This is a genomic window from Stenotrophomonas sp. STEN035 (genome assembly GCF_056759935.1).
This window is the reverse complement of sequence record NZ_JBRRDY010000040.1, coordinates 1-17,040: the sequence shown is the minus strand read 5'-3', so window position 1 is coordinate 17,040 and position 17,040 is coordinate 1. Positions and strand designations below refer to the sequence as shown.

Below are 17,040 nucleotides of genomic sequence, written 5' to 3'. Positions count from 1 at the left end.
GCGTGAGCCGCGAAGCAGGCACCGCAGGAACCACCAACTGGTTTGTGACCTGACGGATCACCAGCTTCGCGGCTGACGCTGCTCCCACAGTCTGATGGGTCGTGCTGATGGGTTGCGGGGAAGGCCCTTGCCGAGCATGGCTCGGCACTACAGTGGATTACTTACATCGTGTCGGTTCCCTGCCGACAGGCGCTTGGCCCATGATTGGCCTACATTCACCCTGTCCCCGATTGGAAGGAGAGTTGCTGATGGCCCGTAAGATCGTGTTGCTGTCCGCCTTGCTATGCGCCCTTGCCCCGCTGGCACAGGCCCAGGATGCTGCCCAGCGGCCGGAGGTGGCGGCCGCCGCAACTCGCCTGCAGCAACAAGTGGTGGATTGGCGGCGCGACTTCCACGCCCATCCGGAGCTCTCCAATCGCGAACAGCGCACCGCCGCCAAGGTCGCCGAGCGCCTGCGTGCGATGGGCCTGAATCCGAAGACCGGCGTCGCCGTGCATGGCGTGGTCGCCATCATCAAGGGTGGCTTGCCCGGCCCGAAGATCGCCTTGCGCGCCGACATGGACGCGCTGCCGGTCACCGAGCAGACCGGTCTTCCGTTCGCCTCCAAGGCCACCGCCGAGTACCGCGGCGAGCAGGTCGGGGTGATGCATGCCTGCGGCCATGACGCGCACACCGCCACGTTGCTGGGCGTGGCCGACGCGCTGGTCGCCATGCGCGACAAGTTGCCGGGCGAAGTGATGTTGATCTTCCAGCCCGCCGAGGAAGGCGCGCCACCGCCGGAGCAGGGCGGTGCCGACCTGATGCTGAAGGAAGGCCTGTTCAAGGACTTCAAGCCGGAGGCAGTATTCGGCCTGCATGTGTTCTCGAGCGTGCAGGCGGGCCAGATCGCCGTGCGCGGCGGCCCGCTGATGGCGGCTTCCGATCGTTTCGGCATCACCGTCAATGGCCGCCAGACCCACGGTTCGGCGCCGTGGAACGGGGTTGATCCGATTGTTGCCGCATCCGATCTGATCGGCACCGCGCAGACCATCGTCAGCCGCCGCGTCAATCTGTCCAAGCAGCCGGCGGTGGTTACCTTCGGCGCGATCAAGGGCGGCATCCGCTACAACATCATCCCCGACTCGGTGGAAATGGTGGGCACCATCCGCACCTTCGACCCCGACATGCGCAAGCAGATCTTCGCCGACCTGCGCAATGTCGCCGAGCACACTGCCGCCGCGCATGGTGCAACGGCTGTCACCGACATCTACGAGAAGGACGGCAACCCGGCCACGGTCAACGATCCGGCACTGACCGCGCGCATGCTGCCCAGCCTGCAGGCGGTTGTGGGCAAGGCCAACGTCTACGAGCCGCCACTGCAGATGGGCTCGGAGGACTTCTCGCTGTACGCCCAGCAGGTGCCGTCGATGTTCTTCTTCGTCGGTTCCACTGGTGCCGGCATCGACCCGGCCACCGCACCGAGCAACCACTCGCCCAAGTTCCTGCTCGACGAAAAGGCACTGGACGTTGGTCTGCGCGCGCTGTTGCAGGTGTCGCTGGATTACCTGCACGGTGACAAGGCTGGCTGAGTCCGGGTAGTGTCGGGGGCTCACCTACAAGGAAGAAGGCGCTCCATGACAGCCAGCCTGGCCATGCTGCTGCAGTCGCAGCTCGACCCTCAGCTCACCGCCGAAGCCCTGCTTGCGCAGATGCGCAGCGATTGGCCAGATCTGGACCAGTCGCTGCTGCGGCTTGGTGAAGTCCCGGCTGATGGCGACGCGGACAAGGAGGTCGACGAAGATTCGCCGATGCTATGTCTGGAATATGCGGACCATCTGATCGCGCTGATGCCGATCCCGGTGCAGATCGGTGATGACATAGCGCAGATCTGCGCACACAGCCGACTGTGGCCGGATGCAACGCCGGCGCCGGTGGATTACGCCGCACACACCATCGTCACCGTGATGCGCTTCGGCGACGATGGGCAGGAGCCGAATCTTGTCGCGCAGGCCGCATTGCTCAGCCGCGTGCTGGCCTCGGCCGTTGCCGTGTCCGACAGCATTCAAGCGGTGTACTTCGGCAGCGCCAACCACGTGGTGGTGCCGGGCCTGTTCCGCGAACTGACCCAGGCCACCCTGCCCGAGCCGCTGCCGATTGCCTGGGTGGCGATCAATGTTGGCCAGCGCCCGGACGGGGTGATGACCGGCCATACCCGCGGCATGGACATGCTGGGCTTGATGGACGTCGAAATTCCCGAGACCAGAGAGACTGCCGAAGGCGTGTTCGGCCGGCTTACCGGCATTGTCGATTACCTGATCGAGAACGGCATGGTCATCAGCAATGGCGATACCCTCGGGGCGACCGAGGAGGAGCGTATCCGCGTGGTCTACGGCCCCTCGGCGCTGGACCCGGAGCGGGAGGTGATGCGGCTGGTGAGCGAGGAGATCCCGCAGGCCAAGTCCAGCAAATCGTGGTGGGCGCGGCTGCTGAACTGAGCCCGCGCCAGGTACCGGCTTTCCTGCGAATGAGCGCCTCGGTATATCCGGCGCTCAAGCTGGCGCAACTACAATGGGGCCGATGAACACTCCCCAAGATTCCAGCCTCGGCCGTGAGGTCGATTACCCCCGTCAGTACGACGCCAGTCTGCTGTTCCCGATCCCGCGCGCCGGCGCCCGTGCCGAGATTGGCCTGGGCAGCGAACTGCCGTTCGTTGGCGAGGACCGCTGGCATATCTATGAGCTGGGCTGGCTGGACGCGCGCGGCAAGCCCTGCGTGGAAACCGCCACCCTGTACGTGCCGGCGACCTCGCCGAACCTGATCGAATCCAAGTCGCTCAAGCTGTACCTGAACTCGCTCAACGGGGCGCGCTTCAACCGTGCCGAAGCGGTGCGCGAGCGCATCGCCACCGATCTTTCAGCCTGCGCCGGTGCCGATGTCCGGGTCGAGTTCGGCCTGCCAGCGGTGGCCCAGGCGCCGGGTGAGAGCATCGATCACCTGGATGTCGCCATCGACAGCTATGGCCCACCCGATGCGAACCTGCTGCTGGCCGATGCCAGCACCGTGGTCAGTGAGACGCTGGTGTCGGCCCTGCTCAAGTCCAACTGCCCGGTGACCGGCCAGCCGGACTGGGCCAGCGTCAGCATCCGCTACCAGGGCCCACGCATCGACCGCGAAGGTCTGCTGCGCTACCTGGTCAGCTACCGCGACCATGCAGAGTTCCACGAACAGTGCGTGGAACGGATCTTCCTGGAGCTGAGCCAGCGCTGCCAGCCGACCTTGCTGGAAGTGGAGGCACGCTATACCCGCCGTGGCGGCCTGGACATCAACCCGCGCCGGTCCAGCCCCGGCTTGCCCGCCAGCGCCCCGATCCGCGACCTGCGTCAATAAACATTCAGCTGCGTACGCTGGTTTTTACGTTGGCACGATGAAACCTTAACAGGCGTCGTGCAATCGTTGCTTCCAGTCAGTTACGGAGGAGCAGCCTGGATGAGCAGTACTGATAAGAAAGCCGATTTTTCTGGTGTCACCGGGACCGTCACCAGCACCGAACAGTTGGTGGAGAAGGCGGATTTCTCTGGTGTCACGGCAACAGTAACCAGCACCGAAGAGATCGTTGGTGGGCAGGAATATACGGTGCAGAGTGGTGACAACCTCTCCAAGATCGCCAAGAACCTGCTCGGCGATGGCAATGCATGGAAGAAAATCTTCGATGCCAACCGTGATGTCCTCGATGACCCGGACAAAATCCGCCCCGGGCAGACGCTGAAAATTCCGGCGCGCCAGGGCTGATCTCCGCACCAATACGTACGTACCTTCAAACCAGATTCGGAGCAATTCATGAAGAAGACTTCGCTTAGCAGTGCCCTGATGATCGCCGTGGTAGGTGCCGTGGCACTGGTTGGCTGCAAGAAGAAAGAAGAAGCTGCGCCCACCCCGCCGCCGCCGGCTGCAACCGCCCCGGCTCCGATGGTTGAGGCAGCACCTGCCGCCCCGGTTCTCGCGGTTACCGCAGTGACTGTAGGTAACGCTGCGGCGGCTGATATGTCGGTGGCGCCGGTTGCTGTATTGGCTGCCAAGGACAAGATCATTGTTTCGATCAAGACCAGTGGCACCGCCAACAATGTGCCGGTGGCAGCCAAGTTGGTCTATCAGGATGGCCAGACCGCCGGTGAGCAGAGCGCCACGCTCAATGCCACCGATACCGGTACCACCAACATCGAATTCGCCAACAGCAAGCCGTGGCCGGCTGGCAAGTACACCGCCGACGTCACCGTCGATGGCAAGGCTGCCGGAACGCCGCAGCAGTTCGAGGTGAAGTGAGTAAGGCGTTAGCCGGCGCAACTCTCTCCCGCCGGTGATACGCATGGGCGCAGCCGCCAGGCTGCGCCTTTTTTTGTCTGTATGAACCTCGGTCGTTTCATCCTTGGGCAACTGGTTTTTCTTGTGGGAGCGGTGTCAGCCGCGAAGCAGGGCGGGCTCAGATGAAGGGGTTTTAGCATTCCCAGCTTCGCGGCTGACGCCGCTCCCACAGACAACGCAATACTGTTCCGCTCCCGTGAACTGACTGTCGCGCGAACCTTTATTTGCGCACTGTCTGCCGCTGTCCATGTATAGCCCGGGTGGTTGCAGCTGAGACCACCACCGCCGCAATCAGTGCGAGCCAAGACGGCACAAGGCCTGCGCCACCTCGCAGTGCAGATGGCGAGCCGCTCCCTACCTTGGCGTATGGGTTTGCTTTGCCCGCTCCGGTCGAAAACGCGACAATGCGAGGGTTTCCTCATCCGGCAGCCGGGTAGGGATTGCGCGCAGGCCCACTGGATGGCCGTGCGCCCGCCTCATCGCCGCTGCCATTCCACGCACCGCATCCGTCAGCAAGAGAGTTTTTGCCCCCATGTCGAATACGCCGAAGATCATCTACACGCTCACCGACGAAGCTCCGTTCCTGGCCACGCAGTCGCTGCTGCCCATCGTCGATGCCTTTACCGCGACCGCCGGCATTGCCGTCGAAACCCGCGACATCTCGCTGTCCGGCCGCATCCTGTCGCAGTTCCCGGATTTCCTGAAGGACGAGCAGAAGATCAGCGATGATCTGGCCGAACTGGGCGAGCTGGCCACCAAGCCGGAAGCCAACATCATCAAGCTGCCGAACGTGTCGGCCTCGGTGCCGCAGCTCAAGGCCGCGATCAAGGAACTGCAGGACCAGGGTTTCATCCTGCCGAACTACCCGGACGCGCCGACCGATGAAGTGTCGCGCGACATCCAGGCGCGCTACGACAAGATCAAGGGCAGTGCGGTCAACCCGGTGCTGCGCGAAGGCAACTCCGATCGCCGTGCACCGCTGTCGGTGAAGAACTACGCCCGCAAGCACCCGCACCGCATGGGCGCCTGGACGGCCGACTCCAAGTCGCACGTCGCGCACATGGACGGCGGTGATTTCTACGGTAGCGAAAAGTCGGCCACCGTCGCCACCGCCGGCAGCCTGAAGATCGAGCTGGTGCAGAACGACGGCAACACCGTTGTGCTGAAGGCCAAGACCGCAGTCAAGGCCGGCGAAATCGTCGACGCCTCGGTGATGAACCGCAAGGCGCTGGCTGCGTTCGTTGATGCACAGATTGCCGATGCCAAGGAGCAGGGCGTGCTGTTCTCGCTGCACCTGAAGGCGACGATGATGAAGGTCTCCGACCCGATCATGTTCGGTGTCGTGGTCGATGAGTTCTACAAGGACGTGCTGAGCAAGCACGCCGCCAGCCTCGCGCAGATTGGCTTCGATTCCAACAACGGCATCGGTGACCTGTACGCGCGCCTGGCGCAGCTGCCGGAAGCCGAGCAGACCGCGATCAAGGCCGACATCGCCGCCGAATACGCCAAGCGTCCGGCCGTGGCCATGGTCAACTCGGACAAGGGCATCACCAACCTGCACGTGCCGTCGGACGTGATCGTCGACGCCTCGATGCCGGCGATGATCCGCGACTCCGGCAAGATGTGGAACGCCGAAGGCAAGCTGCAGGACACCAAGGCGGTCATCCCCGACCGCTGCTACGCCGGCGTGTATCAGGCCGTTATCGAAGACTGCAAGGCGCATGGCGCGTTCAACCCGGCGACCATGGGCTCGGTGCCGAACGTCGGCCTGATGGCGCAGAAGGCCGAGGAATACGGCTCGCATGACAAGACCTTCCAGATTGCCGCCGATGGCGTGGTCAAGGTCACCGACGAAGCCGGCAACGTGGTGTTCGAACACGCCGTCGAAGCCGGTGACATCTGGCGCATGTGCCAGACCAAGGACGCGCCGATCCAGGACTGGGTGAAGCTGGCCGTCAGCCGCGCCCGCCTGAGCAGCACCCCGGCGCTGTTCTGGCTGGATGCCAAGCGCGCCCACGATGCGCAGGTCATCGCCAAGGTCGAGACCTACCTCAAGGACCACGACACCAACGGCCTGGACATCCGCATCCTGTCGCCGGAAGAAGCCACCGCCGTGTCGCTGGAGCGCATCCGCAAGGGCGAGGACACCATCTCGGTGACCGGCAACGTGCTGCGTGACTACCTCACCGACCTGTTCCCGATCCTGGAGCTGGGCACCAGCGCCAAGATGCTGTCGATCGTGCCGCTGATGGCCGGTGGCGGCTTGTTCGAAACCGGTGCCGGCGGTTCGGCACCCAAGCACGTGCAGCAGTTCGTCGAAGAGGATTACCTGCGTTGGGATTCGTTGGGTGAGTTCCTGGCGCTTGCCGCGTCGCTGGAACACCTGGGCCAGCGTTACGACAACAAGGGCGCTGCCGTGCTGGCCAACGCACTGGATGCTGCCAACGGCAAGTTCCTCGACAACGACAAGTCGCCCTCGCGCAAGCTCGGTGGCATCGACAACCGCGGCAGCCACTTCTACCTGGCCATGTACTGGGCACAGGCGCTGGCCGAGCAGAACGAGGATGCCGCGTTGAAGGCAAAGTTCGCACCGCTGGCCGAGGTGCTGACCAGCAACGAGCAGAAGATCGTCGACGAGTTGGCAGCGGTGCAGGGCAAGGCCGTCGACATCGGCGGTTACTACCGTCCGGACCTGGCCAAGGCCGGCCCGGCAATGCGTCCGAGTGCTACGCTCAATGCTGCCATCGCCAGCCTCAAGGGCTGAGTGATACGAGGAAAGCGACCGCTGCTTTATTGATGGTCGGTGTTACACATTGAAAGCCTGCGTCCTCCATGGACGCAGGCTTTTTTGTTTCCGTGTGATGACGGCGTATACGTACGGCCGAAGCGCAGTTTTTTTTTGTTTCGGTGTGATGACGGTGTGTACATACGACCAAGGTCGCGTGCTGAAAGGTCCACTGAAAAATCGAACTGTGGGTCCAATCACCCTTTCACATGCAGCATCTGGAATAGCCTCATTCGACACGCAGGGAATCGCACGGCGCGAGCGCGTCAAAAAGGGGAAGAGGCATGACCAGGGTGCTGGTAGTGGGCTCGGACACCCGGGAGGAGCAGACGCTCCTCGGGCGATTGAGGGAGATTGCAGGACTACCACCGGAAGGTCTGCAACGCTGTGTCGATCTGGACCAGTGTGATCTGCTGTTGGTCCGCGATACCCCGGCGCTGCGCAGTGCCGCCCAGCACATGGCCAGCAAGCGGCCGGCGATGCGACTGTGGCTGCATGATGACGCCGGTGCGGTGCACGATGGGCGCAGCAGCGGCGAGCTGCATCTGGATCAGAAGCAAATCCAGCACGCGCTGGCACCGCCTCCTGCCACCACAACCACTGATGGCCTGTATCTGGCCAGCGGCGCCAAGCAGGTCACCCGCCTGCTACGGCAACGCTTGCAGGAAAAGCAAGGCCGCGCAGTGCTGTCACTGCAGGGCCAGCCGCAACTGTTGATTGATTTCGAGCACGACCAGATGGTGCCGCTCTACGTGCACCCAGTGCAGGGGCCCAGCCTGGCCCAGCAGCTGGGTGACGTATTTGAGTTGCTTGCCTTGCAGGAGCTGTCGCTGGTGCGCTTCCAGGCCTTGGCGGAGAACCTGTCGCGGCAACCGCTGCGGCCGCTGCTCTGGCAGATGGCGCAGTTTGGCGACAACTGGACCGATTTCGATCGCCGCCTGCAACAGAACGCACGGGTAAGCCTGTTGCGCTGGCCGGACTTCCGCGTGCTTGCCCATCAACACGATGGTTTCCGGCTGTGCTCACTGCTGTTGAAAAAGCCCTGCACCCTGGCCGAGTGCACCGAGTTGCTGGAGCTTGATAGCAACGCGACCCGTGCCTTCATGCGCTCGGCCTACCTGTGCGGCTATGCCAGGGTGCAGGTGCCGGAGCCCTTGGCTGGACCGCCACCTGCGCCGGCCAAGGTTGGTGCCAGTGCATTGCTGGCACGGATGTGGCGCAGCGTCCGTCAACGCACGGGTACCCATGCATGATCGAGCACAAGGTAGTGATTCTGGGTGCCATGGGGGCGGGTAAGTCGACCTTGGTGCGCGCTGTTGCGGGCGGCACCGTGATTGATACCGATGTGCTCAACACCGATGTCAATTCGCCCAAGCTGGCGACCACGGTGGCGATGGACTACGCCGATGTGAATCTGCCAAATGGCGATCGCCTGCGGCTGTATGGCACCCCAGGCCAAGAGCGCTTTTCCTTCATCTGGCCAGTGCTGCTGCAGGGCGCGCGTGGCGTGGTAATTCTGGCGGATGCCTCCAGCCCCGACGTGGCGCAGGAAATGGAGCGTTATCTGCTGGCGCTGCGCGAACACGCCGCGACGGTTCCAGCGGTGATTGGCGTATCCAAATTTGATCTTGTACCGGATGTTGATCTTGATGCCTGCGTGTTGCAGGCACAGAAGACCGCTGGCAGGCCGTTGCCATTGGTGCCATTCGACGCGCGCTCGGAAGATGGGGTGATGCTGTTGATGGACGTGCTGATGGGCGAAGTCGAGGCCGCGGCGTTGGTGGATGCTCATGACTGAGGCCAAGGCGATAGCACTGTTGGAAGACTGGGAAGTTGCCGCGATTGATCAACGACTGCAGGAGTTCACCAGCTCGGTGGATGGCGTGCGCGCAGCGGTGGTTGCCAGTGTGGACGGTTTTGTATTGGCGCAGACGGCCGCGGAGACGTCCAGCGGTGAGCGACTGGCGGCGATGACCAGCGCAATGCTGGCGCTGGCCTCTGCGGTTGGCCGTGAATTGGCGTTGGGCACGATGGACGTGCTGATGCTGGAGGCCAGCGAAGGCAAGGTGTTGATGCAATCGATCCAGCTGCCGCGTGGTTCGCTGCTGCTGATGGCTGCTTGCGGCCAGCGCAGCGTGATCGGCCATGTGCTGTGGAGCGCGCGCGAGTGCGGGCGCAAGATCCAGGCAGAGTTGTCTGGGGAGTGAGGGTGGCGGTAGCTGTGGCTGCATTGGAGCCAAAGCCAAAGCCAAAGCCAAAGCCAAAGCCAAAGCTACCCTCATCCCAACCCTTCTCCCGCGGGCGGGAGAAGGGCTAAATCAAAAGCCAAAGCCAAAGCCAAAGCTACCCTCATCCCAACCCTTCTCCCGCGGGCGGGAGAAGGGCTAAATCAAAAGCCAAAGCCAAAGCCAAAGCCAAAGCACCCCTCCCCAACCCTCCCCTGTGCTGCGCGCAAGGGAGGGGGCTCATGGCCGTCTACCAACAGCTAGCAGCTAACTGGGCGCGGGCGCCTGCTTCACTCCCTCCCTTTTGCGTAGCAAAGGGGAGGGTTGGGGAGGGGTGCCTTTGGCGCGAAACTCACGATCCAGGATTGGCCCAAACCCACAATCCAGAACCAACCCAGCGCCCAAGCCTGTCCCGAACAGCGGCCAGTGGCGTATGGTCAGCGCAACTCCCCGGTGTTCATCCGCATGCGATTGCCCCGTATCTGCATTGACCCAGCACCTCGGCAACGTCAGGTCATGCCTTCATGACCGAGTCGGCTACCGACAGCACGTTGGCCGCCAGCATCGCCAGCTGCATCGCGCAGGGTTTCGAGGACTACCATCGCGACTTCGCGCAGATCAGCCGGCGTGCACGCGAGCGCTTCCAGAGTCGTGATTGGCCTGCAGCAAAAGCAGATGCGGTAGAGCGCATCGAGCTGTATGACGTCTGTGTCGCGCAGTGTCGCGCTCAGCTGGATCAGCTGCTGCAGGGCAGTAGCGAGTTGCAGCTGTTGTGGCGGCAGGTCAAACAGGGCTTCGCCGCATTGATCGAAGGTCGCATCGACGGCGAGCTCTACAAGACCTTCTACAACACGCTCACCCGCCGCCTGTTTTCCACCCACGGTGTGGATGACAGCATCGAGTTCATGGCACTGGATATCGAGCCGTCCGATGCCATCACCCATCCGGTCGCGCGGCACGTGTACGCGGTGTCCGAGGCGCGTCCGGCCGAAGCGTTCTCGCGCTTGTTGGCTGACTATGCGTTCGACCTTGCGTACGCGCATCAGCTGCGTTGTGCAGCCGCCATCGCGGTGCGGCTGCAGGATGATCTCGCCCATTGGGGGCCGTACCCGGTACGCGCGATCGAGTTGTTGCAGACGGTGTTCTACCGCGAGCGCCGTGCCTATCTGGTTGGCCGTGTGTTCGGCGAGCATCGGTTCTCGCCGTGTGTGATTGCGCTGGTCAATGATGAGAACGGCATCCGCGTGGAGGCGGTGCTGAGTCGCCGCCGCGATGTGGCGCATCTGTTCGGCGTCTCGCGCAGCTACTTCCAGGCCGATCTGCCAACCGTGGCCGATGCGGTGGTGTTCCTGCGCAGCATTCTGCCGGGCAAACCGGTGGATGAGATATATACGGTGCTGGGCCGGGCCAAACAGGGCAAGACCGAGCGTTACCGCACCTTCTTCAGTCATTTCCAGCAGCACGACAACGAGCAGCTGGTACACGCTGATGGCACGCCCGGCATGGTGATGACGGTATTCACCCTGCCCAGCTATCCGCTGGTGTTCAAGCTGATCCGTGATCGTTTTGCCTGGCCCAAGACGATGAGCAGGCAGGACGTGGAGGACAAGTACGCGCTGGTGTTCAACCTGGATCGCATCGGTCGCCTGTTGGATGCACAGCCGTATCGCCATCTGCGCTTCCCACGCCAGCGTTTCGCGCCGGCCTTGCTGCAGGAGCTGGTAAATGGGTGCAGCCAGAGCGTGCGTGTCGATGGCGATGAGGTCGAGATCGCGCTTTGTTATGTGCAGCGGCGCTTCCGGCCATTGAATCTCTATCTACGCGAGCAGGGGACAGAGGCAGCGCGCGCTGCCGCGCTGGATTACGCGCAGGCGATCCGCGACATGGCCTGCAACAACATCTTCCCTGGCGACATGCTGCTGAAGAATTTCGGCGTGTCGCGGCATGGTCGCGCGGTGTTCTACGACTATGACGAACTGTGCCTGGTGACCGAGTGCAACTTCCGCCAGTGGCCACAGCCGCGCAGCGAGGAAGAAGCGATGGCCGCTGAGCCGTGGTTCCATGTCGCGGCGAACGATGTATTCCCTGAGCGTTTCGGATTGTTCATGGGTTTGCCGCGTTCGTCGCTGGAGGTGGTGCAGGAGAAATTCGGCGAGCTGTTTGATCCGAACTGGTGGCGGGGGCTGCAGGCTGGATTCCAGCAAGGGCTGTACCCGGACACTCCGCCGTATCCGCGTGGGCTGCGACTGGCGTGAGCCTTGTCGCGGCCCTCGGGCTACGCTTTAATCCGCTTTCCGGACACAAGGAGAAGTGGGATGCGACAGGTATTTGCGGCCATGGCGTTTGGCGCGGTGCTTATGACTACGATGCCGGTGATTGCCAGGGCAGAGAGTGGTGGCGGTATCGCGGCGGTACGCGAGCGGATTGAAAGCAGTTTGGTGGTCCGCGGCGACGTCAGCATCGAAACCGACGGGTCGGTATCTGCAGTGCAGTTGGACAAAGAGGACAAGCTGCCCGCTGGCGTGGTGAGCATGGTGCGCGAAGCGGGGTTGAAATGGCGCTTCGAGCCTGTGCTCAGGGATGGCGTCGCAGTCCGCGCGCTGGCGCCGATGAGCCTGCGTGTCATCGCCCGCAAACTGGATGGTGATCGCTATGAAATCAGTCTGCGCGGCATCAATTTCGCGCGGCTCGACGCCGACGATCCGGAGAACATCGCGCGTATTTCGCTGAAACCGCCGCGCTATCCCGAGCAAGCCTTCCGTGCAGGGGTTTCCGGCAGCGTCTATCTACTGGTCAAGGTCGGCAGGGACGGCAAGGTCGAAGATGCTTTTGCCGAACAGGTGAACCTTACCTTCCTCAGCAGGGAGAACGATCAGCGACGTGCCCGCGAGCTGTTGGCCAAGAGTGCGCTGGCCGGCGCCCGGCAGTGGACCTTCCGGGTTCCGACGCAAGGTCCTGGTGCCGCTCAACCGTTCTGGAACGTGCGCGTGCCGGTCAGCTATTCGCTGGACAACGGTGGTGCCGAGGGCCAGGAGCAGGGACGCTGGGTGAGCTATGTGCCCGGCCCGCGTGAGCGTGCACCGTGGCGCGAGGGTAGCGAGCAGCTTGGCTTCTCACCGGATGCGCTTGTCGATGGCAGCGTCAATCTGGTCGACAACAATGGCCCGCACCTGCTGACCCCGCTGCAAGGCAGCTGACCCTTACGGGTAGTGCCGAGCCATGCTCGGCAGGGCTTCACCGGTAAAGCCCCAGCCGAGCATGGCTCGGCTCTACAGGTAGGGCTGACACCCCGAAGCTGGCATCGTCGTCCCAATCAAAACACAACAAAAACCCCGCTTTCGCGGGGTTTTTGCCTGCGGCCAACTCCAACCGGAATCAGCGCTTCATCGAACCGAAGAACTCGTCGTTGGACTTGGTGTTCTTCATCTTGTCCAGCAGGAATTCCATCGCGGCGATTTCGTCCATCGGGTGCAGCAGCTTGCGCAGGATCCAGATCTTCTGCAGCAGCTCCGGCTCGATCAACAGGTCTTCGCGGCGGGTGCCGGAACGGTTGATGTCGATGGCCGGGTAGACGCGCTTCTCGGTGATGCGACGGTTCAAATGCACTTCGCTGTTGCCGGTGCCCTTGAACTCTTCGTAGATCACTTCGTCCATCTTCGAGCCGGTTTCAACCAGCGCGGTGGCGATGATGGTCAGCGAGCCGCCTTCTTCAACGTTACGTGCGGCACCGAAGAAACGCTTCGGGCGGTGCAGGGCGTTGGCGTCCACGCCGCCGGTCAGCACCTTGCCGGAGCTGGGCACGACGTTGTTGTAGGCGCGGGCCAGACGGGTGATCGAGTCGAGCAGGATCACCACGTCCTTCTTGTGTTCGACCAGGCGCTTGGCGCGCTCGATCACCATTTCGGCAACCTGCACGTGGCGCGCGGCCGGCTCGTCGAAGGTCGAGGAGACCACTTCGCCGCGCACGGTGCGCTGCATTTCGGTCACTTCTTCCGGGCGCTCATCCACCAGCAGCACGATCATGTGCACTTCCGGGTGGTTGGTGGTGATGGCGGTGGCGATCTGCTGCATCATCATCGTCTTGCCGGCCTTCGGCGGCGAGACGATCAGGGCGCGCTGGCCCTTGCCCTGCGGTGCCATCAGGTCGAGGATGCGACCGGTGATGTCTTCCGAGGAACCGTTGCCGCGCTCAAGCGTGAAACGCTTGCGCGGGAACAGCGGGGTCAGGTTCTCGAACAGCACCTTGTTCTTCGAGGCTTCGATCGGCTCACCGTTGATGGTGTCGACGATCGACAGCGCGAAGTAGCGCTCGCCGTCCTTCGGGAAGCGGATGCGGCCCGACAGGTGGTCGCCGGTACGCAGGTTGAAACGACGGATCTGGCTGGGCGAAATGTAGGTGTCGTCCGGGCCGGCCAGATAGCTGGCTTCGGCCGCGCGCAGGAAGCCGAAGCCGTCCGGCAGGATTTCCAGCACGCCGTCGGCGGCAACGCCGTCGCCATGGCGGGTCAGCACCTTGAGCAGGGCGAAGATCACATCCTGCTTGCGGGCACGGGCGACGCCTTCGGAGATCTGCAGTTGCTCGGCGATTTCCAGCAGCTTCTGCGCCGGCATCCGCTTCAGGTCGCTGAGCGAATAGACCGGGAAGCCTTCCGGCACGCTCGGCATCGAGCGCGGCACGAAATTGTCATTGCCGCCTTCGTTGCCCATGCCGTTGTCGTCACGCGGACGGTTGCGGTCACGGTCGCGACGGTTGCGGAAGCGGTCGCGGCGGTTGCCCTGACCTTGGCCCTGGCCCTGCTGATTGTTCTGGCCGTAGCGCTGCTGGTTGTTGCCTTCGCCGCCGTCCTGGCCACCCTGCGCGGCGTTGTCACCGGCAGAGGTCGCGGCCGGGGCCTGGCCTTCATTGCTGGACGCCGTCGCGGCGGGCGCGGGGGGCGGAGCAACCGGGGCAGGTGCCGGTGCGGCGGCTACCGGCGCCGGGGCGGCCGGAGCAGCTGGCAACGGCAGGGCCGGCTGGGCGGGGGCAGAGGCACCGCTGTCGGCGCTTTCAACTGCTTTGGCAACACGCGGCTTGCGCACGCGCTTCTCGACAGGAGCGTCGGTGCTCCCGGTTTCGGAAGGAGTGTTCTCGGACAAGTGCTTGATTCCTCTCGCTTGGATGTGCGAGCGCCCTGCGGGGCTGCGAATTGGTTGGGATGGTCCGGACGAGAACCCGTCCAGAGGGTGCGGCACGCGAATGCTGCCGGATGTAGCGACACTAACACCGCCAAGCGCGGCGGTGCAAGCGCCCGCAAAACCCTGTTGGGCCGCGGTATGGCGGCCAAATACCCTGGGCTGGCCGCGCCTGGCGGCGCAATGGCCGGCGGCAGGACGCCGCCGGGCCTTGCTTGATCAGACCAGTGCCTTGTCGATCATCTGGCTCAGCTGGCCCTTGCCGACTGCGCCGATCTGGGTGGCCTGGATCTGGCCATCCTTGAACAGCAGCAGCATCGGGATCGAGCGCACGTGGTACTTGATCGCGGTGGCGCGGTTCTCGTCCACATTGACCTTGGCGATCTTCAGCTTGCCGTCATAGGCATCAGCCAATTCGTCCAGAACCGGGGAAATCATCTTGCACGGGCCGCACCATTCAGCCCAGAAATCCACCAGGACCGGTTCGCTCGATTGCAGGACGGCGCTGTCGAAGTCGGCGTCGCCGACGTGTAAAACCTTATCGCTCACTTGGAGTCTCCTGGTGCAATGCGACTGCCCATGCCGGGTTGGCGGTCGCATTGCGGTAAACTGGGGCATTGCGCGGACAGTGGGCAGGGCCCAGGTGTCGCGCGACCCGGCGCAGGGGCCGCAGTGTGCGACGGTGCCCGAATCGATGCAAGCTGCCCGGCCACACTGACCGGCTGGCACTACAAAGACGAAACCAATGAGCGACAAACCGCTAACCGACGTGACATTTTCCTCCTTCGACCTGCAGCCGGCGTTGCTGGCGGGCCTCGAAGGCGCGGGTTTCACCCGCTGCACCCCCATTCAGGCACTGACCCTGCCTGTGGCTCTGCCGGGCGGCGACGTCGCCGGCCAGGCACAGACCGGCACCGGCAAGACGTTGGCCTTCCTGGTCGCCGTCGCCAACCGCCTGTTGACCCGTCCGGCGCTGGCCGACCGCAAGCCGGAAGATCCGCGCGCGCTGATCCTGGCACCGACCCGCGAGCTGGCCATCCAGATCCACAAGGACGCGATGAAGTTCGCCGCCGACACCGGCCTGCGCTTCGCGCTGGTCTACGGCGGCGTGGACTACGACAAGCAGCGCGAACTGCTGCAGCAGGGCGTGGACGTGATCATCGCCACCCCCGGCCGCCTGATCGACTACGTCAAGCAGCACAAGGTGGTTTCGCTGCACGCCTGCGAAATCTGCGTGCTGGACGAAGCCGACCGCATGTTCGACCTGGGCTTCATCAAGGACATCCGCTTCCTGCTGCGGCGTATGCCGGAGCGCACCACGCGCCAGACCCTGCTGTTCAGCGCCACCCTCAGCCACCGCGTGCTGGAGCTGGCATATGAGCACATGAACGAGCCGCAGAAGCTGGTGGTGGAAACCGAAAGCATCACCGCCGACCGCGTCCGCCAGCGCATCTACTTCCCGGCCGACGAAGAGAAGCTGCCACTGCTGATCGGCCTGCTGTCGCGCAGCGAAGGCGCGCGCACCATGGTGTTCGTCAATACCAAGGTATTCGTCGAACGCGTTGCGCGCGCGCTGGAACGTGCCGGTTACCGCGTGGGCGTGCTGTCCGGCGACGTGCCGCAGAAGAAGCGTGAGAGCCTGCTCAACCGCTTCCAGAAGGGCCAGCTGGAAATCCTGGTGGCCACCGACGTGGCCGCGCGCGGCCTGCACATCGACGGCATCAAGTACGTCTACAACTACGACCTGCCGTTCGACGCCGAAGACTACGTGCACCGCATCGGCCGCACCGCACGCCTGGGCGAAGAGGGCGATGCGATCAGCTTCGCCTGCGAGCGCTATGCGATGAGCCTGCCGGATATCGAGGCCTACATCGAGCAGAAGATCCCGGTCGAAGCCGTCACTACCGAACTGATGACCGCGCTGCCGCGTCCCGAACGTGCGCCGCTGCCGGAAGGCGAAGAAGGTGAAAGCGTTGGCGCCATCTTCCGCGAAGCCCGCGAGCAGAAGGCCGCTGACGAAGCCCGTCGTGGTGGTGGCCGCAGTGGTGGCAAGCCCGGTGAACGCCGTGGCGAGCGCAGCGCCGACGGCAAGCCGCGTCCGCCGCGCAAGCCGCGCGTCGAAGGCACCCCGGCCAATGCCGAAGGCACGCCCAAGCCGCCGCGTCCGGCCGCCGAAGGCGCGCCGAATGCCGCCAACAGCCCGGCAGTGGAAGGCGAGCGCGCACCGCGCAAGCGTCGTCGCCGTCGTCACGGTCGCCCGGTCGAGGGTGCCGAGGGTGCAGCACCGGCAGTGGCCAACAACAACGGCCCGGTGCAGGTACAGGCCAAGCCGATGCGTGCTGGCAACGACAGCGACTCGTTCCTGACCCGCCTGGGCCGCAAGATCCGCCGGATGCTGTCCGGTAGCTGATCGCCGCGAGCCTGTAGTGGGGGGGGGGGGGGGGGGGGCGGCGGCCGCCGGGCGGCGACGCACGAGAATCTGGGCGGGGGCGGGGCGCGCGGCGGGCGGGGCAGGCGCCC

General features: G+C 63.9%; 14 protein-coding genes. 12 read left to right on the top strand and 2 right to left on the bottom strand.

Annotated features, from left to right (window positions below):
- The first annotated feature begins 248 nt into the window (after positions 1–248).
- From ACVOLL_RS17770 to ACVOLL_RS17720, 11 genes are all read left to right on the top strand, one after another.
- Positions 249–1,568: an amidohydrolase gene (locus tag ACVOLL_RS17770; RefSeq protein WP_481514091.1), complete on the top strand. Its 1,320-nt coding sequence runs from the start codon at positions 249–251 to the stop codon at positions 1,566–1,568.
- A 45-nt stretch (positions 1,569–1,613) separates the two neighbouring features.
- Positions 1,614–2,474, top strand: a complete 861-nt coding sequence (locus tag ACVOLL_RS17765; protein ID WP_481514090.1) for a DUF4261 domain-containing protein — start codon at positions 1,614–1,616, stop codon at positions 2,472–2,474.
- Positions 2,475–2,556: 82 nt separating this feature from the next.
- The gene (queF, locus tag ACVOLL_RS17760) at positions 2,557–3,366 is read left to right on the top strand and encodes an NADPH-dependent 7-cyano-7-deazaguanine reductase QueF (protein ID WP_481514089.1); all 810 of its coding nucleotides are present in this window, start codon (positions 2,557–2,559) and stop codon (positions 3,364–3,366) included.
- Positions 3,367–3,465: 99 nt separating this feature from the next.
- Positions 3,466–3,768: a LysM peptidoglycan-binding domain-containing protein gene (locus ACVOLL_RS17755; protein ID WP_481514088.1), complete on the top strand. Its 303-nt coding sequence runs from the start codon at positions 3,466–3,468 to the stop codon at positions 3,766–3,768.
- A 48-nt stretch (positions 3,769–3,816) separates the two neighbouring features.
- The gene (locus tag ACVOLL_RS17750; protein WP_481514087.1) at positions 3,817–4,299 is read left to right on the top strand and encodes a hypothetical protein; all 483 of its coding nucleotides are present in this window, start codon (positions 3,817–3,819) and stop codon (positions 4,297–4,299) included.
- A 571-nt stretch (positions 4,300–4,870) separates the two neighbouring features.
- Complete coding sequence (locus ACVOLL_RS17745) at positions 4,871–7,102, top strand: NADP-dependent isocitrate dehydrogenase (RefSeq protein ID WP_481514086.1); 2,232 nt, start codon at positions 4,871–4,873, stop codon at positions 7,100–7,102.
- A 305-nt stretch (positions 7,103–7,407) separates the two neighbouring features.
- A complete protein-coding gene (locus ACVOLL_RS17740; protein WP_481514085.1) occupies positions 7,408–8,376 on the top strand; it encodes a hypothetical protein in 969 nt (322 codons plus the stop codon).
- Positions 8,373–8,921 carry a GTP-binding protein gene (locus ACVOLL_RS17735; RefSeq protein ID WP_481514084.1) on the top strand — a complete coding sequence of 183 codons (549 nt, stop codon included), beginning with the start codon at positions 8,373–8,375 and terminating at the stop codon, positions 8,919–8,921. Before ACVOLL_RS17740 ends, ACVOLL_RS17735 begins: the two co-directional genes overlap by 4 nt.
- The gene (locus tag ACVOLL_RS17730; RefSeq protein ID WP_481514083.1) at positions 8,914–9,330 is read left to right on the top strand and encodes a roadblock/LC7 domain-containing protein; all 417 of its coding nucleotides are present in this window, start codon (positions 8,914–8,916) and stop codon (positions 9,328–9,330) included. The genes ACVOLL_RS17735 and ACVOLL_RS17730 overlap by 8 nt, the downstream gene beginning before the upstream one ends.
- A gap of 542 nt (positions 9,331–9,872) precedes the next feature.
- Positions 9,873–11,603, top strand: coding sequence for a bifunctional isocitrate dehydrogenase kinase/phosphatase (aceK, locus tag ACVOLL_RS17725; RefSeq protein ID WP_481514082.1), 1,731 nt, complete (start codon positions 9,873–9,875; stop codon positions 11,601–11,603).
- 60 nt (positions 11,604–11,663) lie between these two features.
- Complete coding sequence (locus ACVOLL_RS17720; protein WP_481514081.1) at positions 11,664–12,545, top strand: energy transducer TonB; 882 nt, start codon at positions 11,664–11,666, stop codon at positions 12,543–12,545.
- Between the two features lie 178 nt (positions 12,546–12,723).
- On the opposite strand, the gene rho is transcribed toward ACVOLL_RS17720, so the two are convergent.
- Positions 12,724–14,484 carry a transcription termination factor Rho gene (gene rho / locus ACVOLL_RS17715; protein ID WP_481514080.1) on the bottom strand — a complete coding sequence of 587 codons (1,761 nt, stop codon included), beginning with the start codon at positions 14,482–14,484 and terminating at the stop codon, positions 12,724–12,726.
- A 255-nt stretch (positions 14,485–14,739) separates the two neighbouring features.
- The gene (gene trxA / locus ACVOLL_RS17710; RefSeq protein WP_057628040.1) at positions 14,740–15,069 is read right to left on the bottom strand and encodes a thioredoxin TrxA; all 330 of its coding nucleotides are present in this window, start codon (positions 15,067–15,069) and stop codon (positions 14,740–14,742) included.
- Between the two features lie 196 nt (positions 15,070–15,265).
- Between trxA and rhlB the strand changes: the two genes are divergently transcribed.
- The gene (gene rhlB / locus ACVOLL_RS17705) at positions 15,266–16,930 is read left to right on the top strand and encodes an ATP-dependent RNA helicase RhlB (RefSeq protein WP_481514079.1); all 1,665 of its coding nucleotides are present in this window, start codon (positions 15,266–15,268) and stop codon (positions 16,928–16,930) included.
- Positions 16,931–17,040 lie beyond the last annotated feature (110 nt).